20 protein-coding genes are annotated in these 26,314 nt (G+C 66.0%); 8 read left to right on the plus strand and 12 right to left on the minus strand.

Going from position 1 to position 26,314, the window contains the following annotated elements; translation table 11 throughout:
* The coding region (locus ACO6D5_RS10125) for an SDR family oxidoreductase (protein WP_485825283.1) at window positions 1-381 on the plus strand (381 nt) is incomplete at its 5' end.
* A gap of 20 nt (window positions 382-401) precedes the next feature.
* Here ACO6D5_RS10125 and ACO6D5_RS10130 read toward each other — a convergent pair.
* Complete coding sequence (locus ACO6D5_RS10130) at window positions 402-1,382, minus strand: LysR family transcriptional regulator (protein WP_485825284.1); 981 nt, start codon at window positions 1,380-1,382, stop codon at window positions 402-404.
* Between the two features lie 180 nt (window positions 1,383-1,562).
* Between ACO6D5_RS10130 and ACO6D5_RS10135 the strand changes: the two genes are divergently transcribed.
* Window positions 1,563-2,906, plus strand: a complete 1,344-nt coding sequence (locus ACO6D5_RS10135; RefSeq protein WP_485825285.1) for an MFS transporter — start codon at window positions 1,563-1,565, stop codon at window positions 2,904-2,906.
* Window positions 2,907-2,916: 10 nt separating this feature from the next.
* The gene (locus ACO6D5_RS10140; RefSeq protein WP_485825286.1) at window positions 2,917-4,230 is read left to right on the plus strand and encodes an ArgE/DapE family deacylase; all 1,314 of its coding nucleotides are present in this window, start codon (window positions 2,917-2,919) and stop codon (window positions 4,228-4,230) included.
* Here the strand turns inward: ACO6D5_RS10140 and ACO6D5_RS10145 are convergent.
* Genes ACO6D5_RS10145 through ACO6D5_RS10155 form a run of 3 tightly spaced genes read right to left on the minus strand, consistent with a single transcriptional unit; the run spans window position 4,205 to window position 7,313 of the window.
* The gene (locus ACO6D5_RS10145) at window positions 4,205-5,668 is read right to left on the minus strand and encodes a TolC family protein (protein WP_485825287.1); all 1,464 of its coding nucleotides are present in this window, start codon (window positions 5,666-5,668) and stop codon (window positions 4,205-4,207) included. The two genes, ACO6D5_RS10140 and ACO6D5_RS10145, sit on opposite strands and share 26 nt — an antisense overlap.
* A gap of 25 nt (window positions 5,669-5,693) precedes the next feature.
* The gene (locus tag ACO6D5_RS10150) at window positions 5,694-6,836 is read right to left on the minus strand and encodes an HlyD family secretion protein (RefSeq protein WP_485825288.1); all 1,143 of its coding nucleotides are present in this window, start codon (window positions 6,834-6,836) and stop codon (window positions 5,694-5,696) included.
* Between the two features lie 12 nt (window positions 6,837-6,848).
* On the minus strand, window positions 6,849-7,313 hold the full coding sequence (locus ACO6D5_RS10155; RefSeq protein ID WP_485825289.1) for a DUF3302 domain-containing protein: 465 nt from the start codon (window positions 7,311-7,313) through the stop codon (window positions 6,849-6,851).
* A 123-nt stretch (window positions 7,314-7,436) separates the two neighbouring features.
* Here ACO6D5_RS10155 and ACO6D5_RS10160 point away from each other — a divergent pair, with 123 nt between their 5' ends.
* From ACO6D5_RS10160 to ACO6D5_RS10175, 4 genes are all read left to right on the plus strand, one after another.
* Window positions 7,437-8,414, plus strand: a complete 978-nt coding sequence (locus ACO6D5_RS10160) for a helix-turn-helix domain-containing protein (RefSeq protein WP_485825290.1) — start codon at window positions 7,437-7,439, stop codon at window positions 8,412-8,414.
* A 128-nt stretch (window positions 8,415-8,542) separates the two neighbouring features.
* Window positions 8,543-9,358 (plus strand): polyphosphate kinase 2, encoded by an 816-nt coding sequence (gene ppk2 / locus ACO6D5_RS10165; protein WP_485825291.1) that lies wholly within the window; start codon window positions 8,543-8,545, stop codon window positions 9,356-9,358.
* 20 nt (window positions 9,359-9,378) lie between these two features.
* Window positions 9,379-9,633, plus strand: coding sequence for an RNA-binding protein (locus ACO6D5_RS10170; RefSeq protein WP_315847177.1), 255 nt, complete (start codon window positions 9,379-9,381; stop codon window positions 9,631-9,633).
* 125 nt (window positions 9,634-9,758) lie between these two features.
* Window positions 9,759-10,379 carry a glutathione S-transferase family protein gene (locus ACO6D5_RS10175; RefSeq protein ID WP_485825292.1) on the plus strand — a complete coding sequence of 207 codons (621 nt, stop codon included), beginning with the start codon at window positions 9,759-9,761 and terminating at the stop codon, window positions 10,377-10,379.
* 38 nt (window positions 10,380-10,417) lie between these two features.
* On the opposite strand, the gene ACO6D5_RS10180 is transcribed toward ACO6D5_RS10175, so the two are convergent.
* Window positions 10,418-12,748 carry a cytochrome P450 gene (locus tag ACO6D5_RS10180; RefSeq protein ID WP_485825293.1) on the minus strand — a complete coding sequence of 777 codons (2,331 nt, stop codon included), beginning with the start codon at window positions 12,746-12,748 and terminating at the stop codon, window positions 10,418-10,420.
* A gap of 104 nt (window positions 12,749-12,852) precedes the next feature.
* On the opposite strand from ACO6D5_RS10180, the gene ACO6D5_RS10185 reads away from it, so the two are divergent.
* On the plus strand, window positions 12,853-13,653 hold the full coding sequence (locus ACO6D5_RS10185) for an IclR family transcriptional regulator (RefSeq protein ID WP_485825294.1): 801 nt from the start codon (window positions 12,853-12,855) through the stop codon (window positions 13,651-13,653).
* On the opposite strand, the gene ligD is transcribed toward ACO6D5_RS10185, so the two are convergent.
* The 7 genes from ligD to ACO6D5_RS10220 all read right to left on the minus strand — a co-directional run bounded on the left by ligD (window position 13,650) and on the right by ACO6D5_RS10220 (window position 26,305).
* Window positions 13,650-16,154 (minus strand): DNA ligase D, encoded by a 2,505-nt coding sequence (gene ligD / locus ACO6D5_RS10190; RefSeq protein WP_485825295.1) that lies wholly within the window; start codon window positions 16,152-16,154, stop codon window positions 13,650-13,652. The two genes, ACO6D5_RS10185 and ligD, sit on opposite strands and share 4 nt — an antisense overlap.
* Window position 16,155: 1 nt before the next feature.
* A complete protein-coding gene (gene ku / locus ACO6D5_RS10195; RefSeq protein WP_485825296.1) occupies window positions 16,156-17,076 on the minus strand; it encodes a non-homologous end joining protein Ku in 921 nt (306 codons plus the stop codon).
* A 65-nt stretch (window positions 17,077-17,141) separates the two neighbouring features.
* Entirely contained in the window at window positions 17,142-18,263 is a 1,122-nt protein-coding gene (locus ACO6D5_RS10200; RefSeq protein ID WP_485825297.1) for a PepSY-associated TM helix domain-containing protein, read from the minus strand.
* Between the two features lie 34 nt (window positions 18,264-18,297).
* Window positions 18,298-20,514, minus strand: coding sequence for a TonB-dependent receptor family protein (locus tag ACO6D5_RS10205; RefSeq protein WP_485825298.1), 2,217 nt, complete (start codon window positions 20,512-20,514; stop codon window positions 18,298-18,300).
* Window positions 20,515-20,711: 197 nt separating this feature from the next.
* Window positions 20,712-22,154: an ArnT family glycosyltransferase gene (locus ACO6D5_RS10210; protein WP_485825299.1), complete on the minus strand. Its 1,443-nt coding sequence runs from the start codon at window positions 22,152-22,154 to the stop codon at window positions 20,712-20,714.
* Window positions 22,138-23,160 (minus strand): glycosyltransferase family 2 protein, encoded by a 1,023-nt coding sequence (locus ACO6D5_RS10215; RefSeq protein ID WP_485825300.1) that lies wholly within the window; start codon window positions 23,158-23,160, stop codon window positions 22,138-22,140. Before ACO6D5_RS10215 ends, ACO6D5_RS10210 begins: the two co-directional genes overlap by 17 nt.
* Window positions 23,147-26,305 (minus strand): CusA/CzcA family heavy metal efflux RND transporter, encoded by a 3,159-nt coding sequence (locus tag ACO6D5_RS10220; protein WP_315845490.1) that lies wholly within the window; start codon window positions 26,303-26,305, stop codon window positions 23,147-23,149. Before ACO6D5_RS10220 ends, ACO6D5_RS10215 begins: the two co-directional genes overlap by 14 nt.
* Between the last annotated feature and the right edge of the window lie 9 nt (window positions 26,306-26,314).

Raw genomic sequence — 26,314 nt, forward strand, 5'->3', positions numbered from 1 at the left:
CTTATCCAGCACTGCCTGCCGTTCCTGCGCGACAACGGCCGCATCATCAACATTTCATCGATGGGCACCCGGGCCGCCTATCCCGAGATGAGCGTCTATGCGCCTGCGAAAGCGGGGCTGGAAGCGCTTAGCCTGCTGCTGGCCGCCGAACTGGGCGCACGCGGCATCACGGTCAACGCGGTCCTGCCGGGCGCCACCAGCACCGACCTCAACCAGCGCGCGCGCGATCCCGAGATCAGCCAGGTCATTGCCAAGACGATCGCGCTGGGCCGCGTGGGGCTGCCGGAAGACATCGCGGACATCGTCGCGTTCCTGGCATCGCACGAGGGCCGCTGGATCACCGGCCAAAGCATCGACGCGACGGGCGGGCAGCGCCTGTAGTTCCAGCCCGGGGCTCTGGCCTATTGCACGGCCAATTCATGGGAAGCCAGGCGCTCCGCCATGGAAAAGCCGTCGATGTAGTCCCGGAAATGCTTCAGGAACGCCGTCTCGGCGGGCGTCAGCTGCGCGTCGCGGTGCCACAGCAGATGCAGCTCGACCGAGCAGACCCCTTCCCCGGGCGGCAGACGCCACAGCCGCCCTTGTTCCAGGTCCGTCTGGACGCTGTGCTCCGGCAGGCAGCCGATGCCGAACCCCGCGATCAGCAGGCGCTTGACCTCGTCATGCTGCGTCGAGGACGCCACGATGCGGCCTGAAAAGCCGCGCTGGTCGCGGAAGATGGTCAGCGGGGAAAGGCTGTCGCCCAGGGCGTCGCTGGCGAACGACACGAAATTCTCGCCCAGCAAGTCCTCGATGCGGATGTCGGGCTTGCCGAACAAGGCGTGGTTGCGGCCGCAGAACAGCGCATACCGCTGTTGCAGGAAGACCTTGCTCTCCAGCCGCTTGGGCATCCGGCGGCTTAACGCGATACCCGCCGTGGCGGCCCGCTGCTGCATCAGCGTCACGATGTCGCTGCTTGGCATCACGTCCATCTGCACGTCGATCCGCGGGAACGCGCGATGGAAATCCGCCCAGAACTCGTCGTACACGGTTGAATGAATCCGGCTTGCCACAAGCAGGTGGATTCGTCCGGTGGCTTCCACCTTCGTCTGCGAGACATCCGCCAGCAACTGAGACACGCTGCCGTAGATGGCCTCGGCTGCCCGGCAGGCTTCCTCTCCGGCGTTCGTGACCGTGAAGGCCATGTTGTGCCGCTCGATCAGCCGCCGCCCCAATTGATCTTCCAGGCGCTTTAAGGCCTGGCTGACCGCCGATTGCGTCAGGTGCAATTTGGTGGCGGCACCGCTGATGCTCCGTTCTTGAACGATGACCAGAAACGTACGGAGCAGGTTCCAGTCCAGCCGATCGCCGGCGCGGGTGTCGAGTAGCGTGGCAGGTGTCATGAGGGTCGGGCGTCGTTAACCGATGTTTGGCCTTGCCCCGCGGAAACAGGCTGGAGCCCCCTGTTTTCGCCAGACATCAAGATGGCTTAAGTCGATTATTAGAAAGCATAAATTGACGTTATGTCGAGCTCGGAGCGATAAACGCGCCTTCGAACAACGATATTCAGCCAAGAGGAAAACATGGCCGCTCCCGCCAATCCTTCTACGGCGCGTCAGCCCGTACGGGCCGCAACCGCCGCATTCGTCGGAACCACCATCGAGTGGTATGACTTCTACATCTACGCCACGGCCGCCGCATTGGTCTTTGGCAAGGTGTTCTTTCCCACCGCAGACCCCTTCATCAGCACCATGGCGTCCTTCGGCACGTTCGCCGCCGGTTTCCTGGCGCGTCCGCTGGGCGGCGTCATCTTCGGACACCTCGGTGACCGCGTCGGGCGCAAGAACGCCCTGATGGCCACGTTGGTCATCATGGGCGTGGCCACGGTCGGCATCGGCCTGCTGCCCAGCTACGCCACCGCAGGCCTGTGGGCCCCCGCCCTGCTCTTGCTGCTGCGCCTGGCGCAAGGCCTGGCGGTTGGCGGCGAATGGGGCGGCGCCGTGCTGATGGCGGGCGAGCACGCGACGCAGGCCCGGCGCACGTTCGCCGCGTCGTTCGCGCAGTTGGGCAGCCCGGCGGGATTGATCCTGTCGCTGCTGGCCTTCCGCCTGTTGACGACGCTGGACGAAGCCGATTTCGTCAGCTGGGGCTGGCGGGTGCCGTTCCTGATCAGCGCCGTCCTGCTGGCGGTGGGCTACTTCATCCGCGTGGGGGTCAATGAATCGCCCGACTTCGCGAAGGTGCTCGAACGCCAGGAGCGTGCGGAGATTCCCGCCAAGGAAGTGCTGCGCACCGCCTGGCGCACCGTCTTGCTGTGCATGGGCGTCTGCACGGTGGCGATCGGCGGCATCTACTTCACCAACACCTTCATGCTGTCGTACACGACGCAGACGCTGGGCCTGCCGCGCACGCTGATCCTGGACTGCCTGTTCGTCGTCGCCATCATCCAGTTCCTGGTCCAACCGCTGGCGGCGTGGCTGGCGGACGCGTTCGGTCCCAGCCGCGTGCTGATCACCGCCGCGGCGTGCTCGGTGCTGGCGCCCTACCCGATGTTCATGCTGGTCAGCCAAGGCACCGCGTTCAGCATCATCGCGGGCATCTCCATCGTGCTGGTGTTCATGGCCGCGATCTATTCGGCGATGGCCGGATACATCAGCTCGGCGTTCGCCACGCACGTGCGGTATTCCGGCATTTCGTTGTCGTACCAGCTGTGCGGCGCGGTGGCCGGCGGCATGACGCCGCTGGTCGGCACCTGGCTGACGTACCACTATCCCGGGCAATGGCTGCCCCTGGCGATCTTCTATTCGACCTTGTCGGCCATCACGCTCTTCTCGCTCTGGGCGCTGGCCGGCCACAAGCGCCGCCTGGCCCTGAACGCGCCGCGCGCCTCCGTGTCGGCCGCAAGCCCCCGATCCCTCCCTCTTTGAAGGAATCCGCATGACGCAATCCCCCACTCCCCAGCCGCTCACCGAGGCGCAGACCCAGCGCATCCTCCAGGCGGTCGACGCGCAATTCGATGCGCAGCTTGCGTTCACCCAGGACCTGGTCCGGTTCCCGTCGCTGCGCGAGCAGGAGCATACCGCCCAGGATTTCCTGTATGAAGCCATGCGCCGGCGCGGTTTCGCAATGGACCGCTGGCGCATCGACGTCAAGGACATCGCGTCCCATCCCGGCTTCGGTCCCGTCACGGTCTCCTACGAAAACGCCTTCAACGTCGTCGGCACCTATCGGCCTGAACACCAGGCCGGCCGCTCACTCATCCTCAATGGGCACATCGACGTGGTGCCGACGGGCCCGGTCGACATGTGGAGCCGCTCGCCGTGGGATCCGGCGATCATCGACGGCTGGATGTACGGCCGCGGGGCGGCGGACATGAAAGCCGGCCTGGCCGCCAACCTGTATGCCTACGACGCGGTGCGCGCCGCTGGCTACGCGCCTGCCGCGCCGATCTACTTCCAGTCGGTCGTCGAAGAGGAATGCACCGGCAACGGCGCGTTGGCGGCGTTGCTGCGCGGCTATCAGGCCGACGCCGTCATCATTCCGGAACCCGAAGAGAACATGCTGGTGCGCGCCAATGTCGGCGTGCTGTGGTTCAAGGTCCGGGTGCAAGGCCACCCCACGCATACCCGCGAAATGGCCAACGGCTTCAACGCCATCGACGCCGCCTATGCGGCGATCCAGGCACTGCGCGGCCTGGAGGTCAAATGGAACGGCCAGCACCACTGCCACCGCCACTTCGAACACCTGGACCACCCCATCAACTTCAACATCGGCAAGATCGAGGGCGGAGATTGGCCGTCGACGGTTCCGCCCTGGTGCGAATTCGATGTGCGCGCGGCGATCTACCCGGGTACCACCGCCGATGAGGCACGCGAGCAGATCGACGCCTGCCTGCGCGACGCCGCCACCGACCCGAGGTTCGGCGGCACGCCGCCCGAGGTGACCTACACCGGTTTCTATGCCGAAGGCTATGTGCTGGAGGAAGGCAGCGACGCCGAGAACACGCTGCGCGAATGCCACAAGCAGGCCTTCAAGAGCGACCTGGAAAGCTTCACCACGCCGGGGTACCTGGATGCGCGTGTATTCGTGATCTACGGCAACATGCCCACGTTGGTCTACGGTCCCAAATCGCTCGACATCCACGGCTTTGACGAACGCGTCCACATCGAGTCGCTTCGGCTGATTACCAAAGCCATTGCCCTATTCATCGCGCAATGGTGCGGCGTCAACGAGTCGGCGCCGCAACGGTAAGCGGCTGGGACGCCCCAGAGGATGAAGCGCCGGCGGCACCCTCCGTGGGCGCTGCCGACGCGAAGCGGCCGCCCAGCGCAAGGTGCAGGTTCACGCGCTGGACCAGCCGCTGCGCGCGCACGTGCATCAGGTCGCTCTGCACCCGCAGGAGATCGCGCTTGCGCTGCAGCACGTCGAAATCGTCGAACTGGCCAATCTGCCGTTGAACCCGCGCCAGTTCCAGGGCCCGGCTGCTTTCGGCATACTGGCGCTGGATCGCCCGTTCGCGCAGCGCCAGCTGCTGTTCGCCCGTCAGGCCGTTCTCGACTTCCGTCATCGCGGAGAGGATCGCGCGGGCGTACAGCGCCAAGGCTTCCCGTTGCTGCTCCGTGCGCAATTCCAGCGTGATCTGCCGGCGTCCTGCGTCGAACAGGGGCCACGCCAGGGACGCCCCGACCGGGAAGACCCAACTTTGCATGCTGGTCGCCAAACCGGAGTAATCCTTCGTGAAGCGTCCCGCCCCGGCGAATATCGCTATCGCCGGCAAGCGGGCCGCTTTCGCTTCCTCTGCGCCGAAGTACGCCGACACCAGCCGCTCGCGCGCCGCGACCAGGTCGGGCCTGCGCTCCAGCAGGTCCAGCGGCATTCCTGGGGCCAGCGGAGCGGGCGCGTCCGGAATCGGCTCGTCGGCTTGCGCCGCGCCGGCAGGGTAACGGCCCAGTATCAGCTCCAGCGCGCGCAAGGCTTGTGCCCGGGCCTGTTCCCGCTGGGCGACCACATCCGCGGCGGCGGCGACCTGCTCCGACCATTGCGCGACGTCCAGTTCGCTGACCTTTCCGATGCGGCGGCGGTACTGGATCAGCTTGAGCTGTTCGCCGGTGGTGCTTTCCAATTCGTGCGCCAGGGCGAGTTGGCCGCTGGCTTCCAGGGCTGCCAGCCAGCTTCGGGCCGTCAATGCGCCGATCGATTGGCGGGCATAGGCGTAGTCGGCTTCCGACGAACGGTATCCGGCCTCGCCGGCTTTCTTTTCCGCCCGCGCCCTGCCCCACAGGTCGATCTCCCAATTCATCAGCACGGCATAGCCGTTGGCCGAAAAGGCGCTGCCGGGCGTCGGGTCCGTCGCCGCCCGCGCGCCCAGGCCGATGGTCGGCAGCAAGTCGGCGCCCGCCAACCTGGCCTGGTGCGCCGCCTGTTGCATCCGGCTGGCGGCAACCCGCAGGTCCATGTTGTTGGCCAGTGCTTCATCGATCAGCGATTGCAGCGTGCCGTGTTCGGGAAAGCCGGCCCACTGAGGCGCGAACGCGGCGGCCTCTACGCTGGCGGCCCAGTGGGCCGGCACTTGCGTGCCCGCCATCGCCTCCTGGTACAAGGCATCGCTTGCGGGCGGCTCCAGATTGGCGCAGCCCGCCATCAAGGCGGTGGCGCTGCACACCGTTGCGAGGACGCGGGGGGCGATCATGCGGCGCGCTGCCATGTCGGCCCCATCAGTGAAGCTTGAGAACCAGATAATCAAGCTTGGCGGAGACGCGGAAGATCACTTTGCGCACCATGTGCAGCGCCCCTAGGCTGTCGGTGTAGATGGCCGCCTTGCCGGCCGCGCCCATGGCCAAGGCCATGTCCTGCGGCGTCTCCAGGTCGATGCGCACCGCGTACTGCATGGGCGCGGCGGCGTGGTCGCCCTCGCTGGTCGTGCCGGGAAGCAGCCCGGACGCCTGGAGCTGCCCTGGGGACGTCGCCCAGACGATCGAATTCACCTTGCCCTTGAAGACGTGCCCCGGCACGGTGCGCAGCGACACCTCCACCTCGTTGCCGGGTTTGACTTTGGTCAGTTGATTCTGGTCGAAGAAGGCGATCACCTGCTGCGTGGTTTCCACGAACGACATGATGGGGCGTAGCGGTATCGCCGCCGCATACGAGCCGACTCGGGCTTGCAGGTTGATCGCGTAGCCATCGGCGGGCGCATAAAGCGTGGTCTGCGCAAGTTCCCACTTCGCGGTGTCCAGCTCGGCCTTGACCTGCGCGACGGCGACCTGGTCCCCGTCGAACACCGCGCCCACGCTCAGCCGGACCTTGCGTTCCGCTTCCCGCGACGCCTCCCAGTTTGCAAGCCGGACCTTCAATTCGCTTTGGAAGCTCTGCACGTCGTATTGGCTGCCTGCGCCGCGGGCCGCCAAGGCGGTGCTTTGGCGCAACCGCATGCGGGCCAGGTCGACTTGCGCCAAGGCGGCCGCCGTCATCGCTTGCGCCGACGCAAGATCCCGGTCCAGGGACTGCTGGTTGGCCTGGGCATCCACCAGCTTGGCTTCCAGTTGCCTGACCTTCAGCTGATAGGGTTCGGCGTCAAGGCGCAGCAGCACGTCGCCCTTTTTGATCGGCCGGTTCCCTTCCACGGCAATCTCCACCACGCGCCCGGTCACCCTGGGCACGATCTCGACGACGTAGTTGATGACCCGCAATTCCGTCGAAGACGGCGTGACCACGTTGATCGTCAGGACAAGCGCGGCCAAGCCGGCCGCGCCCACGGCGACGACGCCCACCTGGGATTGGATGTTCCACGGAAGCAGCTTGAACTTGATGAAGACGAGCCAGACCAGCAGCCCATAGACGACGCAAATGAGTTCCAGCATGTCGACCCCTCGTCAAGCCGTGGGTTCAGGACCTGGCCGTGCTTCGTGATGGGCAGCGCCGGCATCCGCCGCGCGGTCGCCGGTCGCCGTGACGTCTTCCTTGGCGCCCATCTCCTGGTAGAAATCATCGTGCTTGTCGCGGCCGTAGGCCAGCCGGTAACCGATCGGTTTCGTATGCGCCCACAGCCACGCGAAGGGCCATAGCATTCCCCCGAACGCCAGCGACAGCAGGCAGAGCGATTTGATGGCCTCGGCTTGGGGATGATGCCGTTTCTCGGCGATGACTTCCGGCAAGACGTGCAGCTTCCAGAAGATCCAGATGGCAAGCACGGGGACAAGCACAAGCACCACCCACACAAGCACATCGGCAATGGCATCTTCGAGGTGCCCCCCGGCGGCTTGTCCGGTAGCAGGCAAAAGCGCCGCCGCCATGGCTGACGCAATGGCGAGTCCAGGCCTGGATTTGGCAAGAAACATAGAGAACCCCATCTTCCCACTGGGAGGCTGACGACTCGACACTTCGTCAGGGTGGTCTTCGCTTCGGTATGCCATGCAAGAGAACGTGAAGTGCATTTTCACCAGTGACTGAACGGTAAGTCCATGCTAATTTCGGCAATATGTCGTCAGGTCCCACCTGCGGAGGGCCAGATGGACCTTCACCATTTCGACTCGTTCGAAGCGTACGCCGACGCTATCTTCGACACCGGGGCCCGGGTGTTTCTACTGGGATCCCGAGACGGCGGTTGGAGAGCCGGCCAGCGGGATGTGGATGGGATTGACGTCCAGCACGGCATTGCGGCCGTGCCGAACCTGTGCGAGAGCGTGGGCTGGCCGTCCCGCTTGACGCTGCTCTTGTCCCAACCGTCGCCCAGCCAGACCTGGTTGAATGGGGTTCCCTTTGACCGGGGATCCTTGGGGATCGTGGCGCCCGGCAAGGGATTCGTCTTTCGGGCCGCGGGACCCAACGAATGGATCTCCATCGCGGTGCCGGCCGGTTCGGCGCTGTTTTCGGGTAGCGGTTTGGTCGCGCAGACGCTGCGGCAATGGGCGCGCGTGACCAACATAGTGCAAACAGACTATCTGCAATTGGCCGCCCTGCGAGAGGCGGCCCTCATGTCGATGGCCCCGGCCTGTCCACCGGCGATTGGCCGCCGGGTGATCGAGCAGCGCTTGTCCGACCTTGTCGCCTCACGCGTCCCGCACGGCCGGGGCAAGGGTCGCCCCGGGTCGCCAATGCCGCAGCTGTGCGAAACCGCCTTGGCGGCCGTGCGCGAACAAGGCCGGACCGTGGATGTGAACGACTTGTGCAAGCGCATGCGGATCAGCGAACGCAGCCTGCGGGATTTCTGCCAGGCCTGTTTCGGCATGGGGCCGGGACACTACCTTTGCCTGCGCAAACTTCATGACGTCTATCTGGATCTGGCCCACAGCGCGAACCGCCGCACGACCGTGGCGGATTGCTTCCAGCTGCACGGCTACCCGTATTCCACCTACGCGGCGGCACGCTACCGCGCGCTGTTCCTCGAGACCCCCTCCGAGACACGACACCGTTTCGATCTGCACGCGCAGCCTGGCTGACGCGTTTTCGCCGGAATCATCATGGACGCGTCGTGGCGTCCCGGCCCACAATGCCAAGCGGGCGCCCCAAACGCCGGCTGGCATCGAACGTCCCTTAGGTTCGCGAACGCAAATTTAGGAGAACAGTGATGGCAAAGAAAGGCGAAGCGGAAAATGGCGGACAAGAAAAGAACCGGTTGTCGGCCAAGGCGTATGACCAGGAACTGGCGCGGCTGCACGTCGAACTGGTCAAACTCCAGCAGTGGGTGGTCCACACCGGCGCCAAGGTTTGCATCCTGTTCGAAGGACGCGATGGGGCCGGAAAAGGCGGCACGATCAAGGCCATTACCGAGCGCGTCAGTCCACGCGTGTTCCGCGTGGTCGCCCTGCCGACGCCCACCGAGCGCGAAAAGACGCAGATGTATGTCCAACGCTATCTCCCCCACCTGCCCGCAGCCGGCGAGATCGTGATCTTCGACCGCAGCTGGTACAACCGCGCGGGCGTGGAACGCGTGATGGGCTTTTGCACGAAGGATCAGGTCAAGTCTTTCTTGAAGGCGGTGCCGCTGGTCGAACGGGCCATCATTGAATCAGGCGTCCTCCTGCTGAAGTACTGGCTTGAAGTCAGCGAAGCGGAACAAACCCGCCGCCTCCAGGCACGCATCCACGATGGGCGCAAGATCTGGAAGCTCTCGAAGCTGGACCTGGATTCGTACAGCCACTGGTATGACTATTCCCGCGCGCGCGACGACATGTTCACCGCGACCGACACGGACTATGCGCCCTGGTTCGTCGCCGACTCGAACAATAAAAGGCGCGTGCGGCTCAACATCATCAGCCATCTCCTCCAGAGCATTCCGTATAAGGCCTTGCCCAGGAAGACGATAAAACTGCCTAAGCGGCAAAAGCCCCAAGGCTACCGCGAGCCGGACCACGCGGTCAGGCAAGTCCCGCAGAAGTTCTAGCGCCGAAAGGGAGAGCCGTGATGGCAGAACTGCTGATCAACCATGTGGCAGACGACACGTCCGACGAAGACGTCAGGGCGTTTCTGGTCAAGTATGGATTCCCGTCTTTCGACCATATCGAGCGGATTGCTGGCGACCTGTCCCGGCCTGCGGTGCTCGTGACGTTCAATGGGACGGGTCCGGCGCAATTGCGCGCCCTGCTGCCCCGGATACACGGCGTCTTCTGGCAGGGCCATACCATCACGGCCCTGGTCATGCGGGCGCCTATTCCCTAAGCCGCTGCCGGCTTGCGCGCCCAGCGCTGCGCCAACCGTACCAGAGTTTGCTATCGTGGTCGGGGTTCGGGTCCCCACGCAAGGCGACCCGACGACTTCTTGCCCCATACCGATAGAGGATGACGATGGCCCGTTGGACCTTTTATTCCGCCCCTGGCACCTGCGCGCTGGCGACCCACATTGCGCTGCACGAAGCCGGCGCCGATTTTGACCTGGTCAAGCTGGATTTTGCCGCGGGGCAGCAGCAAAGCCCCGAGTACCTGCGCGTGAACCCCAAGGGGCGCGTGCCGGCGCTGGCCACCGAACATGGCGTGCTGACCGAGACGCCTGCTCTCCTCGCGTTTGTGGCGCAGCGTTTTCCGCAAGCCCGGCTGGCGCCGCTGGACGATCCCTTTGCGTTTGCCCGGCTGCAAGAGCTGACAAGCTATCTGGCGGCAACGGCGCACGTGGCGCACGCGCACAAGCGGCGCGGCGCGCGATGGGCCGACGATCCCGCCGCGCACGAGGCGATGCGCGCAAAGGTCCCGCAGACGATGACGGCTTGCGCCGCGTACCTGGAAGGCCAGATCGTCGGCCCGTGGGTCGCTGGCGAGGACTACAGCGTGGCCGATGGCTACTTGTTCACCATCGGCAGCTGGCTCGAAGGCGACGGGGTCGACCTGACGCAGTTTCCGAAGCTGACCGCCTACCTCGCCCGTGTCGCCGCGCGGCCGGCCGTGCAGCGTGCCCTGGCGGACGCCCGCTAGCCGCCCCGTTCACCCCGCCTGCGCGCCCGCTCGTCCGTTTACAGTTCCAGCACGATGCGCTGGCCGCAGGCGCGCGAACAGCAGCTCATCATCTTGCGGTTGGCCTCGCGCTCGGCGCGGGTCAGCACCACATCGCGATGGTCGATGTCTCCGGCCAGCACGCTGACCTCGCAGGACCCGCACAGGCCTTCTTCGCAATCGCTTTGCACGTCGATATTGGCGGCGCGCAACGCGGCCAGCAGTGTCTGGTCGGCGCGCACGGTCACCACCAGCCCCGAGTCTTTCAGTTCGGCCTCGAACGCATGTTCGCGGTCGGGATCAAGCGTGCCCAGCGTCGAATGGAAATGCTCGACCCGCAATGCGTCCTGCGGCCAGTGCGCGCAGGCTTGTTGCAACGCATCGAGCAGGCGCTCCGGCCCGCAGGCGTAGAGCTGGGTGTTCGCGTCCGGCTGCGCCAGCAGCGCGCCGAAATCGTTGCGGCTGCCCTCTGCGCTGACATGCACGTGAAGCCGGTCGCCATGCAGGGCGGCCAGTTCCGCCAGCATGGCCATGCCGGCCCGTGTGCGGCCGCTGTAATGCAGCGCGTAATCGATGCCAAGCGCCTGTGCCCGCCGGGCCATGGCGCTGATCGGCGTGATGCCGATGCCGCCCGCAATGAAGATGACCTTGGCTGCGCTTTCGTCCAGCCGGAAATGGTTGCGCGGACCTCGGACGCGCAGGCGCTGGCCGGGTTTGACGTTGTCATGCACCCAAGCCGAACCGCCGCGCCCATCGGTTTCGCGCAGGACGGCGATGCGCAGGCGGCCGGCATCCGTCGGGTCGCCGCAAAGCGAATATTGCCGGGACAGGCCGGTGTCCCCGCATTCGATGTCGATATGCGCGCCCGGCGCCCAGCGCGGCAGCGCCTTGCCGTCGGGCGAGGCCAGCGTCAGCATGACGATGCCTTGCGCGGCGGGTTCCACGCGTTCGACCACAAGCGTGCGCGCGCTGGCGTGGGCCGAGGGTTCGCCGATGCGCACGGGTTGCCGTTGCGCCAACAGCTCCGGTCGGCGGCGCTCGGGGTTCTGCGCCGGGTCCCATTCCACCCATAGGTGCTCGGGGCCGCGGAACGAGGTGTTGGGCACGTAGGTGAACTGCTGGGCAGCCAGGCGCAGGTGCGGCAGACGGCGCGTGAGTTCCTCCAGGAAAATCTGCATTTCCATGCGCGCCAGGTTCTTGCCCATGCATTGATGCGAACCATAGCCGAAGGTGAGCTGGTCGCTGGCGTTGTCGCGCCGGATGTCGAACAGGTCCGCATCGGCGAACTGGCGTTCGTCATGGTTGGCGGACGAGCTGACGATCAGGAGCTTGGCGCCCGCCGGGATCGGGATGCCGGCAATCGTGGTGTCGCAGGTGGCCAGCCGGCGCCAGGCCGCGACCGACCCGTTGTGCCGCAGGCATTCTTCCACCGCGTTGGGGATCAAAGAGGGATCCTCGCAAAGGTCGCGCCACGCGTCGGGGTGTTGCAGCAGCAGCTTCAGCGCGTTGGCTGAAGCGTTGGCCGTCGTTTCGTGCGCTGCGACGATGCCCGCCATCATCATCGAATGCAGATAGGAATCGGTGACGACGTCCGGGTAGTCGCGCTGTTTGCGCAGGCCGTACTGCATCCAGCCGGGCTGGTCGGGGTCTTGGCGCATCTTGTCCAGGATCTTGCCGGCCAATTGCCAGAAATTGCCGACCGCGTGCGCCACGGCCACTTGTTCCTCGGGCTTGGGACGGCCCCAGGTATTGACCGTGTGCGCGATGGAATAGCGGCGCAGCAGGTCCATGTCTTCTTCCGGGACGCCCAGGAAATGCAGGGCCACCGTCAGCGGAACTTCCCAAAGTAGCTGGTCGACCAGGTCGGCGCGGCCGTCGTCGATGAAGCGGTCGACGTATTCGCGCGTCAGGCGCCGCACCATCGGTTCGTGGTGCTTCAGCGCGTCGGGCGTGAACGGCTCCATCAGGACGCGCCGCCGCGGCATGTGGGCCGGCTCGTCCTCGTTGACCAGCGTGCGGTTCATCGCATAGCCGTAGGACGCCAGCACGGCGTTGGCTTCCGGGCCAGTCGGGGTGATTTTCTCAAGCGCGATGGACGGGCTGAATGTGATGTTGTCCCGGAAGATCGCCTTGATGTCGTCGTAACGGGTCACCACCCAATAACCCAGTTTCGGGCTGTAGAAGACCGGTTCCTGCTCGCGCGCCCATCGCACGTATTCAGGGGGATCCTGCTGGTAGCCGTCGCCGAACGGGTCGAACTCGGCGGCGCGCTCACTGACGTGCACGGGACAGCCGCTGGCGGCGGCCCCATGCATGGGACAGCCGGACGGGGGTTGGGCGGGTTGGGACATGTCTGCGCTCCAGGTGTAATCTGTTTTATGCGTAAATCATATACGCATTGCGTAATTCGATAAACCCGGTTTACCCTTCGCCTGTCCCCCTCCTCCCTGCCGCAATGACCGCCACTTCCGACCTTCCTCGTCCCCGCGAACGCCGCCAGCGCGTGCAGGCGGCCGAAACCAGCATGGCCGTCCTTAAAGCGCTGGGCGAACTTGGCGGCCGCGCGGGTTTAAGCGTGATTGCCGCGCGGATCGAAGAAAGCCCCGCCAAGGTGCACCGTTATCTCGTCAGCCTGATGGAGGGCGGCCTGGTCGGCCAGGACGCGGCCACCCAGCAATACTTTCTGGGACTGGAGACCTTGTTGCTGGGCCTTGCCGCCATGCGACAGGCCGATCCCATCCGCCTGGCCGAAGCGTCGCTCATCCGGCTGCGCGAGGCCCTGGAAGTGACCTGCTTCGTGGCCGTGATGGGCAACAAGGGCCCCACAATCGTCCGATTTGAAGAACCGGGGCTGCCGGTCACGGTGAACGTGCGCGTCGGGTCGGTACTGTCGATGCTGTGGTCCGCCACCGGCCAGGTCCTGCTGGCGACGCTGGACGAGAACGCCGTGCGGGCGCTGGCCGAAGCCGAACTGGCGGCCGCCACGGCCGAACAGCGGGCGCTGCTGCATGCCGATGATCCGATCGGCGCGCTGCAGCGGTCCGTGCAGGCGGCGGGCTGCGCCGTGGTGCGCGACACGAACTTGCGCGGCATCAGCGCCATATCGGCTCCGATCTACAACTATGCGGGCCGGCCCTGCGCCGTGCTGACCGCGCTGGGCGCGACCGGCGGCTTCGATCCGTCCGCGGATGGCCGCGTCGGGCAGGCGGTGCGCCAAGAGGCGCAAGCCATCAGCCGTTTGCTGGGCGACACCTAGTCACTTCCAGGCCGGAAATCGATCGCGGCCATGGCCCGCCCTGGCGCTTGCGGCGCATACCCATCCCAAGGCGTGTTGCCGGCGTCCAAACGCGTGTGGATATTGGCGATGGTCCAGTGCGCGCCGCCGCTGAGTTTCGCCAACTCGTCCCACGCCACCGGCACCGACACGCCCAGCCCCGGCCGGGCCCGGGCGGACCAGGCCGCCACCGTCGTGGCCCCGAAGCCGTTGCGCAGATAGTCGACAAAGATCTTGCCGACCCGGTTCTTCGGCCCGCTCTTGGCCACGAACTGCTTCGGCAGCGTCGCCGCCAGATGCGCGACGATTGCGTGTGAAAACGCCTTGATGGTGTCCCAGTCGTACTGCCGGCGCAGCGGCACCACCACGTGCAAGCCCTTGCCCCCGCTGGTCTTCAACCAGGGCGTCAGGCCGATCTCGTCAAGCATGGTGCGCACCAGCTGGGCCGCCTGCTGCACGGCAGGCCATGCCACGCCTTCACCCGGGTCCAGGTCGAACAGCATGCGGTCGGGCTTGCCGATGGCGGTCTTCACGGCGTTCCAGGTGTGGAACTCCACCACGTTCATCTGCACGGCAGACAGCACCGCTTCGGCAGTGGGTACTTCCAGCAGCGGCGGGTGGCCGGGATCCAGCTTGGGCGGCAAGGACTTGACCCCGGGCATGGCGGCTTCCAGGTGCTTCTGGAAGAACAGCTGTCCCTGGATGCCGCCCGGCGCGCGCAGGAACGAGACCGGACGGGATTTCAGATGTTCCAGCAGCAAGGGCGCGACCAGACCGTAGTAGCGCGCCAGGTCCAGCTTGGTCAGCCCGGTCGACGGGTCGATGACCCGTTCGGGATGCGTCAGCTTGCCGATCTTGCCCGCGGGCTTGGCCTGCGTCGTCGCAGTGGGCGCGCGCGAGACTGCGGCCGCCTTTTCCCGGGTGATCTCGCGCGCCGGCTTGTCCGTCCGCAAGCCCTGGAACACGGCGTGGCGGATATGTCCGCCGCTTGTCCAGTCGCCGAACGCCACTTCAGCGATCAGTTCCGGCTTGACCCAATGCACGCCCCTGCCCTCGCCGCCCGTCACGGGCTTGTCGGGGGTCTCGATGCGGGCGAGCTTTTGCTGCAGCGACAGCAGGCCTTGGCGGTCGAAGCCGGTGCCGACCTTGCCGGCGTAGCGCAGCGCGCCGTCGTCCTCGTGCACAGCCAGCAGCAGCGCGCCCAGGCCCTCGCGCGCGCCTTGCGGCGCGGTATAGCCGACGATGACGAACTCCTGGCGGCGGCCGCATTTGATCTTCAGCCAGTTATCACTGCGACGCGACACGTAAGGGGCGGACTGGCGCTTGGCGATGATGCCTTCCAGCCCCATCTTGCACGCGGACGCGACCAGATCGGCAGGCGTCTGGTCGAACGCTTCACTGAATCGCAGAGAGTCATCGTGGCTGGCGGCCATCAATTGAGCCAGCAGCGCCCGGCGCACGCGCAGCGGTTCCTGGCGCAGGTCCCGCCCGCCAATGAACGGCAGGTCAAAGGCGTAGAACACGATGTCCCCGGTGGCTTCCCCATCGAAGGCGTTCTGCAACGCCTGGAAATTGGGCACGCCTTGCTTGTCCAACACCACGGCCTCGCCGTCCACCCAGGCGCATTTCGCAGGCAGCCGTCCGAAGGCGTCGACCAGATGCGGCAGCTTCGCGCTCCAATCGTGCCCGTTGCGCGTATGCAGCGTGACGGTGTCGCCGTCCAGGCGCGCCAGCAGCCGGTAGCCGTCGAACTTCAATTCATAGAGCCAGTCTTCCGAGCCCGGCGGCGTGCCGTCCGCCAGTGTGGCCAGCTGGGGCTTCAGCGACGCCGGCAGGTCGGCCGCCCGGCCGGGCAACGCCGCCTCGTCCCCTGCGGACGCTCCGTCGTGCCGTCTTGGCGCCGACCGTGCCGCGGTCTTCGCCGGCCTCTTCTTGCGCAAGGGCACCACGCTGTCGGGCATTTCGTCGACGACGCTGAACTCGCGTTCGCGACGCGCAAAGTCGTCGCGGTCCTTGATGAGCAGCCAGGCCGGTTGTTTGTCGGACTCCTTGCCCTTCATGCGCACCAGCGCCCAGCGGCCTTGCATTTTCACACCCTGCAGGTCGAACTTCAGGTGGCCGTCGCGGTAGCCCTTGCGCGCGTCGCCGACCGGCATCCAGCGGCCCTCGTCCCAGATGATGACCTTTCCGGCGCCGTACTGGCCTTCGGGAATCTGGCCTTCGAACTGGTTGTAGGCAATGGGATGGTCTTCGACCTGCACGGCCATGCGCTTGACGGCGGGATCGTAGCTGGGGCCCTTGGGCACCGCCCAGCTCTTCATCGCGCCATCCAGTTCCAGCCGGAAGTCATAATGCAGCCGGCTGGCCCAATGCTTCTGGATGACGAAGGCGCGGGCCGCTTCGTTTGCCTCGCCGCCCTCGGCGGGTTCGGGGGTGACCTTGAAGTCGCGCTTCTTGCGATACGTCTTCAGGCTGTCGGCCATGTCACGCCGCCTTGCGGGGCCGCGCCGCCTTGGTGGCCTTGGCCCCCTTCACCGCTTTGGCGGACGCCTTCTTGGCCGGCGTCTTGCGGGCCGCCGCCTTCTTCGCGGCGGCGGGCGCCGTCTTCTTGCCGCCCTTCAGGCTGCGCTGCAGCAATTCGGTCAGATCGATCACGTTGTCCGCATAGGCGGGCGTTTCCTCTTGCCGTTCAAGGACGGTCTCGGTCTTGCCGGCCTTGACCTTCTTGGCCACCAGCCCCATGACCGCCGCCTTGAATTCGTCCTTGTATTGCTCGGGGTCCCACTTGCCGGACATGTCTTCGACCAGCATCTTGGCCATCTTCAATTCGCTGGCGCTCGGCGTCATGCCGCGGGCGCCGGACTTGGGCAGGTCCAGCTCGTCTTGCGGCTTGACGTCGTCGCCCCATCGCATCAGGTTCAATACCAGCGCGTCCCCGGACGGGATCAGCGCGGCCAGATGCTGCTTGGTCTGGATGACTACCTTGGCGATGCCGATCTTGCCGGTCTTGGCCAAGGTGTCGCGCAGCAAGGCATACACCTTCTGGCCCTTGTTGATCGGCGCGACGTAGTAAGGCCGCTCAAGGTAGACGAAGGACACGTCCGCCGCGTCGACGAACTGTTGTATTTCAATGGTTTGCGTCGTGCGCGGATAGGCGTCGGCGATCTCCTCCGGAGAAATGATGACGTACTGGCCGTCTTCATACTCCACGCCCTTGACGATATTGTCCTTGTCGATTTCCTTGCCGGTGCGCTTGTTGATGCGCTTGTACCCGACCGGGTCCATGGAGCGCTTGTCCAGCCAGTCGAAGTCCACGCCGGACTCCGTGGTGGCGGTATGCAGCCCGACGGGGATGTGCACGAGGCCGAAGGAGATGGCCCCTTTCCAGATGGTTCTTGTTGCCATGATCGACTCCTCTAGACCGGGAAGTGATCAGCAAATAGTATTCCCGCGCCCCGCCGGGCGCCACGTCAGCGGTTGCGCGCCTTGGCCGTCGCCAGCTTGACGGCGCGGCGGCGCCACCAGAGCCACACGCCGCTGATGCCCAGGCCGCCCAACGTCAGCCCGCCGATGGCGACTGCGGTTTCCAGCGCCACGCCGCCCAGTTCGCCCGTGTGCAGCGGGTAGACCACGGCTGTCGCCCGCGCGCCCGGGTCCAGCGTGTTCCAGCGCTGCACCGCCAGGACGTCGGCCGTGCGCGGGTCGATCCAGACCGAAGTCATGCCGTTGGGATGCGGATCATCGTCCAGCATCATGCGGAAACGCGTCGGGGCGCCGGCGTGCGGCGGCACGACGATGTAGCCGATGGGCGCTGGTTCCGGGAATTGCGCGACGGCTTTCGCCGCCAATTGATCCAGCGTCAGCGGCTGTCCGGCAATGGCGTTGGCGGCCATGGCCGGCAATTTCGGCGCTTTGACCGGGGTCGCGCCGCTTAGCCACGTTACGGCGGCGCCCAGCGGACGCCACGCCATGTAGGCGCCGGTGGCGACCGATACCGCGATCAGCAGGCCCAGCGTCGCGCCGCCCACCCGGTGCAGGTCGAACAGCGACCGCAACAGGCCACGGTCCAGCGCGATGTTCCAGCCTTTCGCCCAATGGCGCGGCCACCACAGGATCAGCCCGGTGATCAGCAGGAGCAGGTAGGCCAGCGCCACCCAGGCCAGGATGGCCTTGCCGGTGCTGTCCAGGTACAGCGCGCTGTGCAGCTTGAACAGCACATTGGCCGCGCCCTCGGTTTCACCGCGCCGGCCCTGTTCGGCCCCGGTGGCCGGGTCCAGGTAGAGCGTGCCGCGCCATCCGCCGCGCACCCGCACTTCCAGCGTTTCGCCCGGGGCGCGGGCGGGCCGGAACACCAGGTTCGCGCCGTCGCCGAATTCCTGCCTGGCCGACCGCAGCACGGATTCCAGCGTGACGCCCGCCTGGCCGGGCGCCAACTCCGAACGGGCCTGGAACAGCTGCGGATTCGCCCAGCGGTCCAGGGCCGGCGTGACGACGAGCGCCGCGCCGGACAGGCCTGAAAAGATCAGGACCCAGCCGGCGCTGAGCGCCAGCCAGCGGTGCACCCGCAGCCACACGCCGCGCAGGCCTTTCACAAGAACGATCCGGTCAATGCATTGCTCACGGTGCTTAGAAGGCCATCGAGGCCTGCATGTAGATCGTGCGCGGCTGGCCCACGAACTTGCCGCCGTTGTTGTCGGTGGAGCGCGTGAAGTAGCGGCGGTCGAACAGGTTTTTTACGCCCACGGCGAGTTTCAGGTTGTTCATGTCGCGGCCGAAATCATAGCCTGCCCGCAACGCCACCGTGGCGAAGCCGGGGATGTCGCCCAGACGTCCGCTGGCGTCTTCCTCGGTGACATAGCCCGCGCCGGCGTCCGGCGAACCCGGCGAACGCTGCTTGGATTGCGCGAAGACGTCGGCATTGAAGGTCCAGCGCTGCACGGCATACCGGGCGCCGACGGACGCCACCTGGCGCGAGTACAGCGGCAGGTCGCGGCCTTCGAAGGCGCCAGCCTTGGCGATGGCTTGCGTATACGTATAGGTGGCGTAGACGGACAGGCCGCGCAAGGCGTCGCTGAGGTCGCCCATGTCGTAGCGCAAGGCGGATTCCACGCCGCGATGGCGGGTGGCGCCCAAGTCGGTCCACATGCCCTCGCCCACGATCGACCGCGTCAGCTGCAATTCCTTGTCGAAATCGATGTTGAACAGGGTCAGTTCGCCGCTCCAGGCCTGGCCCGCGAAGTGCGTGCCGATCTCATAGGTCTTGGCGGTTTCCGGGTGCAGGCCTTCGGTGGTGGACGCCAGCTGGCTGTATTGCTGCGGGCCGAATGACTTGCCGGCGTTGGCGAACAGCGACCACTTGTCGTCCACGCGGTACAGCACCGACATCGTCGGCAAGGTCACGCGCGAATCGATCGACGGCGACAAGGCGCTGGTGACGGCGCCGGTCGCCGTGTTGAAGTTGGTGACGTTGTTGTAGGTGCTGATGCTTTCGAAGCGCACGCCGGGCGTGATCGTCCACTTGCCGATGTCGATGCGGTCGTCGATGTAGAAGGCGTGGGCGGTGGTGCCGCCGTCGCTCGTCTGGTAGGTGGGCATGTTCAGGTCGAACGCATCGCCGCCGGCGGCCGGGTTGTAGTAGGCGGTGCGCCCGGCCACTTCCGAGCTGCTTTCCTTCAGGTAGCGGTAGCCGACGGTGACTTCCTGCACGAACGAACCCGAATCGAACAGGCGCGAATAACGCGGTTCGAAGCCGAAATAGTGATAGCTGCGCGGCGCGCTGGTCAGGCGGAACTGGTTGGCGGTGGCGCCGGTGCCGCCCTGCTCGATATAGCTGCCGCGGTACGAATCCACGTAGTACGTCAGCACTTCGAAGTTGTTGACGCCGTCATTGTGCGTGTACTTCAGCGAACCGTCCGTGCGGCGGCCCGTGAACTGGTCGTACTGGCGGGTCGACTGGAACGGGTCTTCCGAGTACTGCGCGGTGGTCAGGCCGCCGGGCATCCGGCCCTTGCCTTCGAAATGGTGCAGCGACACGGCCACGTCGTCGGTCGCCGAAAAGCGGTAGGCGCCCTTCAGGATCACGTCGTCGATGTCGGTCGAATCGTTGCTGGACCGATAGCCGTCGCCATGCGTGCCCGAATACAGCAGCGCGCCGCCCAGCCCCTTGTCAGTGGTGCCGCCCACGAACAGGCTGGGCGTGGTCTTGACGTTGCCGCCGTGGCTGTAGATTTCGCTGCCGACGTTCAGGCTGGTCGTGAAGTCCTGCGGGATCGCGCGCGTCACGAAGTTGATGATGCCGCCCACGTTCTGCGGGCCATAGCGGACCGAGCCCGCACCGCGCACCACGTCGACCGATTCCAGGTTGCCCAGCGACACGGGCGCCAGCGACAGCTGCGGCTGGCCGTAAGGCGCGTAGGCCATCGGCACGCCGTCCATCAGGATCGTGGACCGGGGCGACAGGCGCGAGGTCAGGCCGCGCACGCCGACGTTCAGCGACACGTCGCTGCCGCCGGTGCCGTTGCTGTCCTGCACCTGGACGCCGGGAATCTGCCGCAGCACGTCGCGCACGCTGCTGGACCCGCTTTCCTGGATCTGCTGTTGTTCGACGACGGTGCGGGCGCCCGGGTGGGACAGCACTTTTTCTTCGGTCGGGGTGCCCAACCAGTCGCCGGTCACGGTCACGGCAGCCAGTTCCCCGGCTTGTCCGGTGGCCGCGGCGGGCGCGGAAGGCGCCGTCTGGGCGTGCGCCATGCTGGACAAGCCGGCCAGCGCGGCGGCGATCGCCGCGGCACGGCGGTTCAGCGGGAACCCTGCCCGCGCGTTCTGAATTCTGGCCTTAGCCATCTTGCTCTTCTCCAAGCGCCCTGTTGAGGCGTCACCATGATTGGCGGTCATCCTCAGTGCGACCTAGGAGCAGCAAGAGTCAATGACGCGAAAGCCGACCCATCGGGGGGCGACTCCGGGCGGGAGTATAAATAGGATCCATTTGCAAGTAAATAGGCGCCAAAATAGTTGTCAATCTAACGCAAGCCGTTGTCACGTTAACGTTTTTCCACGATGGAAACGCTTAGCAGGACGTATCGTCGGCTGGTGTAGAGCGGAGCAATCACACCCGTGATACGGTCGCGGATGTCCGCCAGGTCGCCCTTCTCGACCGCCAGCAATACCCGGCCGCCTCGTCCCGGCAATATGTCGCCCAGCCGTTTCCGGGACACGATGCCGACACTGCCACCCGAATAGAAGCGGGCCGAAAACGGCCGGCTGTCGACGAAATAGAGCCGTTCGCCCGGCTGCATCTCGGCCGCCGCGCGGGCGATCAACTGTTTCTCCGTCTTGAAGCGGTTGGGCTGCGCGATAGACAAGGCGCCCAGCACCACCGCCGCCGTGGGCACCAGGATCAGGCACCCGAGCGCGACGCGGCGCAGCCGAACCGCGTCGAGCCGGCTCAGGCCGACGCCGATGCCCAGCGCCACCGGCGGCAGCGCGGGCAGCACATACGTCCAGAGGATGTTGCCCGACAGGGTAAAGAACGCGGGGGTCGCGACCGCCCATGCGAACAGATAGGACGCGGTCGGCGAACGGCCGAACATCCGGATCCGCGCGGCGAATTCGCCGCGTCGCTCCCGTAGCAGCAGCCACAAGCCCAGCGGACTCCAGGGCAGCGTCGCCAACACCCAATCCAGCCAGATCGCGCCATAAGGCCGGCTGTGCGCGGACCCGTAACGGTCGCCGGCCCAGCCCGGGTCGATGAAACGCAACACGTGTTCGCCCACGATGAAGTATTCCAGGAAACCCGGCGTCTTCCACTCCGCAAGCAGATACCACGGCAGCGTCAGCGCCAGGGTCAAGGCGATTCCGCGGGCCCACGGCAAGGCGCCCAGATACCGCCGCCCATTGCCGTGCCAGATCAGCCACGGCAGGATCGCGCCCGTCATCAAGACAAGCGCCAGCGGTCCTTTGGACAGGAATCCGATGGTCAGCCCGATGAATAGCCCATAACGCCAAAACCATGACGAGGCGTCGGGCGCCAGGCGGAACGACGCCATGCCCAGCGTGATGCCCAGCGCCAGGAACGGGTCGGTCAGCACCGCGCCCGCCGCGACCAACGGTAGCAGCATGGTGCTGAACACCAGCACCGCCCACCTCGCGGCCCCCAGCGAATACAGCCGGCGGCCCAGTTCATGCAGGATGGCCAGCATGCCCAGCATCGCCAGCCACGACGGCAGGCGCAGGCTCATTTCGGTCATGCCGAACCAGGCGCCGGAGGCGGCCTGGGCCCAGAAGGCCAATGGCGGTTTGCCCCAAAAGGGTTCGCCCGGCGCGAACCAGGGCGTGATCCAGTCTCCGGATGCGGCCATGATCCGGGCGATCTCGGCATAGCGAGGTTCCGACGTGTCTGCGAAGGGCATTACCGCCATGGCCGCCAACCGGATGACCAGGATGACGGACAGGCCGGCAAAAGCGGCTTTAGCGGTCGATCGCATAGTCGCGCACGTCTAGCGGGGAACTGGACTGCAGCTCGGTCACCGGCGTTGCGCGGCTGCTGCGCACGTCGCGCACCAGGTACACCGGCCGTTGCTTGGCTTCCAGGTAGGTCTTGCCCACGTATTCGCCCAACAGGCCGATGGTCAGAAGCTGCACGCCGCTCATGAACGTGATCGTCGCCATCAGCGACGGATAGCCCGCGACGTCGTCGCCATACATCAAGGTCTTGAAGATGACGGCCACGCCCAGCAGGCCGCCCAGCAGCGCGGCAACCGCGCCCACGCCGGTCGCCCAGCGCAAGGGCGCCGTCGAAAACGACGTGATGCCCTCCATCGCCAGGCGGAACAAGGCGAAGTAGTTCCATTTGGTCGTGCCGGCCGCGCGCGGGGCGCGGTCGTAGTCGATGATGCGGGTCGGCATGCCTATCCACGCATACAGGCCTTTCATATAGCGGCAGCGTTCCGGCAGCTTCAGCAGCGCCCGCACCGCGCGACGGCTCATCAGCCGGAAATCGCCCGTGTCGGCAGGAATCGCGGCGCGGCTAAGGCGGTTCAAGAGGCGATAGAACGCGTAGGCAGAGGCGCGTTTCAGCCAGCTCTCCCCTGCCCGGCTGCGCCGGCGCATGCAGACGACGTCCGCGCCTTGCTGCCAGGCCTGCACCATTTCGGGTATCAGTTCGGGCGGGTCCTGGAGGTCGGCGTCCAGCAGGATGACCGCCTCGCCCTCGGCATGGACGATGCCGGCCGTCATGGCTGCTTCCTTGCCGAAATTGCGGCTCAGCCGGACCAGCTTCAAGGACGTTTCGGTCGCCAGCATGCCTTGCAGGTATTCGGCGCTGCCGTCGCGGCTGCCGTCGTCGACGAAGACGATCTGGTACGGCAGGCCCAAGCCGTCCAGCACGCGGCGCACGCGCGCCAGGCACAGGGGCAACACCTCGCGTTCGTTCAGAAAGGGAATGACGACCGATAGCGACGGCAGACGCGCCGCGGGATCAAGTTTTCGCATGGGCGAGCTCCTCTTCCTCGGGGTCACGCCGGTGCACCAGCCGATAAAGGGCGGGCAACACCAGCAGCGTCAGAATGGTGGACGAAATGATGCCGCCGATCACGACGGTCGCCAGCGGCCGCTGGACCTCGGCCCCGGTGCCGGTCGCGATCGCCATGGGCACGAAACCCAGCGAGGCGACCAGCGCGGTCATCAGCACCGGCCGCAAGCGGGTCAGCGCGCCGAGGCGCACCGCCTGGTCGAGGCTCTTGCCTTCATCGCGCAGCGAACTGATGAACGACAGCATCACCAGCCCGTTCAGCACGGCCACGCCGCATAGCGCGATGAAGCCGACAGCCGCCGTGATGGACAGCGGAATGCCCCGCATCCATAACGCCAGCACGCCGCCTGTCAACGCGAACGGAATGCCGGTGAATACCACCAGCCCGTCTCTGACGTTGCCGAACATGGCGAACAGCAGCGCAAACACCAGCAGCAGCGCCGCGGGCACCACAATCTGCAGCCGCTTGGCCGCCGACTGCAACTGTTCGAACGTGCCGCCCCATGAGGTCCAGTATCCCGAAGGCACCTTGACCTGTTCGCCGATGGCCGCGGAGGCGTCCGCCACGAAGGACCCCAGGTCCCGGCCGCGCACGTTGGCGCTGACCACGATGCGGCGCTTGCCGTCTTCGCGCGAGATCTGGTTCGGGCCCGGCGCCAGGTCGAACGACGCCACCTCGCTCAAGGGGATGTACGCGGTCTGCGCCTGCCCCTCGGCCCGCGGCAGCGCGACCGGCAGCTTGCGTAGCGCCTCCAGGTTCTCGCGCACGGATTCGGGCAGGCGCACCACGATGTCGAAGCGCCGGTCGCCCTGGAAGAAGGTGCCCGCCTCGCGCCCGCCGACGGCGATGGCGATGGTGTCTTGCACGTCGCCCAGGCTCAGTCCGTAGCGGGCCGCGCGCGCCCGGTCGATGTTGACGGTAAGCATGGGCAAGCCCGTGGTCTGCTCGACCTTGACCTCGGACGCCCCGGGCACCTTCTGCAACACCGCCGCGATTTCCGCCGCCGTCTTGTTCAGCACGGCGTTGTCATCGCCGAAGACCTTCACCGCCACGTCGCTGCGTACCCCCGAGATCAGCTCATTGAAGCGCAGCTGGATGGGTTGCGAGAACTCGTAGTTGTTGCCCGGCACCTGGGCGGCTTCCGCCTGGATGCCCGCCAGCAGCTCGGCGTGCGTCTTGCGCGGCGTGGGCCACTGGTCCACGGGTTTCAACATGATGTAGCCGTCTGAGATGCTGGGCGGCATGGCGTCGGAGGCGATTTCCGCCGTGCCGGTGCGGGCGAACACGCGTTCGATCTCCGGGAACTTGTCCTTCAGGCGCTTTTCGATCTGCTTTTGCATCTCGACCGACTGCGTTAGGCTGGTGCCGGGAATGCGCAGCGCCTGGATCGCCATGTCGCCTTCGTTCAGGTTCGGGATGAATTCGCTGCCCAGGCGCGAGGCCAGCACGCCGCACAACACCACGAACAGCGTGGCGCCGGCCAGCACCAGCGGCGTGCGGCGCAGCGCCCCTTCCAGCAGCGGCTCGTACCGGCGCTTGGCCCACCGCATCAGCCGGTTTTCCTTTTCGGACACCTTGTTGCCCATGAACAGCGCCACCGCCGCTGGCACGAAGGTCACCGACAGGATCATCGCGCCCAGCAAGGCCAGCACCACCGTCAGCGCCATCGGGTGGAACATCCGCCCTTCCACCCCGCTCAGCGCGAAGATCGGCAAATAGACCACCATGATGATCAGTTGGCCGAACAACAGGGGCCTGCGGGCCTCGCGCGCCGCCGCGAACACCTCGTGGAAGCGTTCGGCGCGCGTCAGCGGCCGCCGGTGGTGCTCCTGGGCGTGGGCGAGGCGCCGCACGCAGTTCTCCACGATCACCACCGCCCCGTCCACGATGATGCCGAAGTCCAGCGCGCCCAGGCTCATCAGGTTGGCGCTGACCTTGTAGGCAACCATGCCGGTGAAGGTGAACAGCATCGACAAGGGGATGATCATCGCCGTGATCAGCGCCGCCCGGATATTGCCCAGGAAGACGAACAGGATGACGATGACCAGCGCCGCGCCCTCCAGCAGGTTCTTCTTGACCGTGGCGATGGCCTTGTCGATCAGGTTCGTGCGGTCGTAGACGGTCACCGCCTTCACGCCCTGCGGCAGCGACTTGTTGATGGTGTCCAGCCGCGCGGACACGGCTTGCGAAACGCTGCGGCTGTTTTCGCCGATCAGCATGAACACCGTGCCCAGCACCACCTCTTCGCCGTTGTCGGTGGCCGCGCCCGTGCGCAGTTCGCGCCCGATCCCGACGTCGGCGATGTCACGGATGCGGATGGCCTGGCCCTGCACCGAGGTCAGGACGATGTCCTTGATGTCGTCGATTGAACGGACCTGACCCGGCGCGCGGATCAGGTATTGCTCGCCATTGCGCTCGATGTAGCCCGCGCCCACGTTGGCGTTGTTGCGGTCCAGCGCCGTCATCACATCCGTCAGCGTCAAGCCGTAGGACGCCAGCCGCTCCGTGCTGGGCGCCACCTGGTATTCCTTGGCGTAGCCGCCGATGGAGTTGATTTCGGTCACGCCGGCCAGGTTGCGCAATTGCGGCTTGATGACCCAATCCTGGATTTCGCGCAGGTCGGTCGGCGTATAGGGCGTGCCGTCCTCCTTGCGCGCGGACGGGTCGGCTTCCACGGTCCATAGATAGATCTCGCCCAGTCCGGACGAAATCGGCCCCATGGTCGGCGTCACGCCCTCCGGCAGGCTTTCCCGGGCTTCCTGCAGCCGCTGGTTGACCAGTTGCCGGGCAAAATAGATGTCGGTGCCGTCCTTGAAAATGACGGTGACCTGCGACAGGCCGTAGCGCGAGGTCGAGCGGGTCTGCTGCAGGCCGGGCAGGCCTGCCATGACCGTTTCGATCGGATAGGTGATGCGCTGCTCGGTCTCAAGCGGTGAATAGCCCGGCGCGCCCACGTTGACCTGCACCTGCACGTTCGTGATGTCGGGCACGGCGTCGATGGCCAGCTTGGAATAGTTGTAGACGCCGATGGCGGCCATGCCCAGGGTGACGAACAGCACCAGCCAGCGCTGTTCGATGGCGAAACGGATAAGGCGTTCAAACATGCTTGGCTC

This window comes from Achromobacter sp., assembly GCF_057314935.1.

Coding starts and splice junctions, on each gene's coding strand:
- ACO6D5_RS10135 (WP_485825285.1), top strand. CDS start 1,563: ATGGCCGCTCCCGCCAATCCTTCTACGGCGCGTCAGCCCGTACGGGCC.
- ACO6D5_RS10130 (WP_485825284.1), bottom strand. CDS start 1,382: ATGACACCTGCCACGCTACTCGACACCCGCGCCGGCGATCGGCTGGAC.
- ACO6D5_RS10170 (WP_315847177.1), top strand. CDS start 9,379: ATGGCAGAACTGCTGATCAACCATGTGGCAGACGACACGTCCGACGAA.
- ACO6D5_RS10150 (WP_485825288.1), bottom strand. CDS start 6,836: ATGCTGGAACTCATTTGCGTCGTCTATGGGCTGCTGGTCTGGCTCGTC.
- ACO6D5_RS10210 (WP_485825299.1), bottom strand. CDS start 22,154: ATGCGATCGACCGCTAAAGCCGCTTTTGCCGGCCTGTCCGTCATCCTG.
- ppk2 (WP_485825291.1), top strand. CDS start 8,543: ATGGCAAAGAAAGGCGAAGCGGAAAATGGCGGACAAGAAAAGAACCGG.
- ACO6D5_RS10145 (WP_485825287.1), bottom strand. CDS start 5,668: ATGATCGCCCCCCGCGTCCTCGCAACGGTGTGCAGCGCCACCGCCTTG.
- ACO6D5_RS10160 (WP_485825290.1), top strand. CDS start 7,437: ATGCTAATTTCGGCAATATGTCGTCAGGTCCCACCTGCGGAGGGCCAG.
- ACO6D5_RS10140 (WP_485825286.1), top strand. CDS start 2,917: ATGACGCAATCCCCCACTCCCCAGCCGCTCACCGAGGCGCAGACCCAG.
- ACO6D5_RS10185 (WP_485825294.1), top strand. CDS start 12,853: ATGACCGCCACTTCCGACCTTCCTCGTCCCCGCGAACGCCGCCAGCGC.
- ACO6D5_RS10215 (WP_485825300.1), bottom strand. CDS start 23,160: ATGCGAAAACTTGATCCCGCGGCGCGTCTGCCGTCGCTATCGGTCGTC.
- ACO6D5_RS10220 (WP_315845490.1), bottom strand. CDS start 26,305: ATGTTTGAACGCCTTATCCGTTTCGCCATCGAACAGCGCTGGCTGGTG.
- ACO6D5_RS10155 (WP_485825289.1), bottom strand. CDS start 7,313: ATGTTTCTTGCCAAATCCAGGCCTGGACTCGCCATTGCGTCAGCCATG.
- ligD (WP_485825295.1), bottom strand. CDS start 16,154: ATGGCCGACAGCCTGAAGACGTATCGCAAGAAGCGCGACTTCAAGGTC.
- ku (WP_485825296.1), bottom strand. CDS start 17,076: ATGGCAACAAGAACCATCTGGAAAGGGGCCATCTCCTTCGGCCTCGTG.
- ACO6D5_RS10205 (WP_485825298.1), bottom strand. CDS start 20,514: ATGGCTAAGGCCAGAATTCAGAACGCGCGGGCAGGGTTCCCGCTGAAC.
- ACO6D5_RS10180 (WP_485825293.1), bottom strand. CDS start 12,748: ATGTCCCAACCCGCCCAACCCCCGTCCGGCTGTCCCATGCATGGGGCC.
- ACO6D5_RS10175 (WP_485825292.1), top strand. CDS start 9,759: ATGGCCCGTTGGACCTTTTATTCCGCCCCTGGCACCTGCGCGCTGGCG.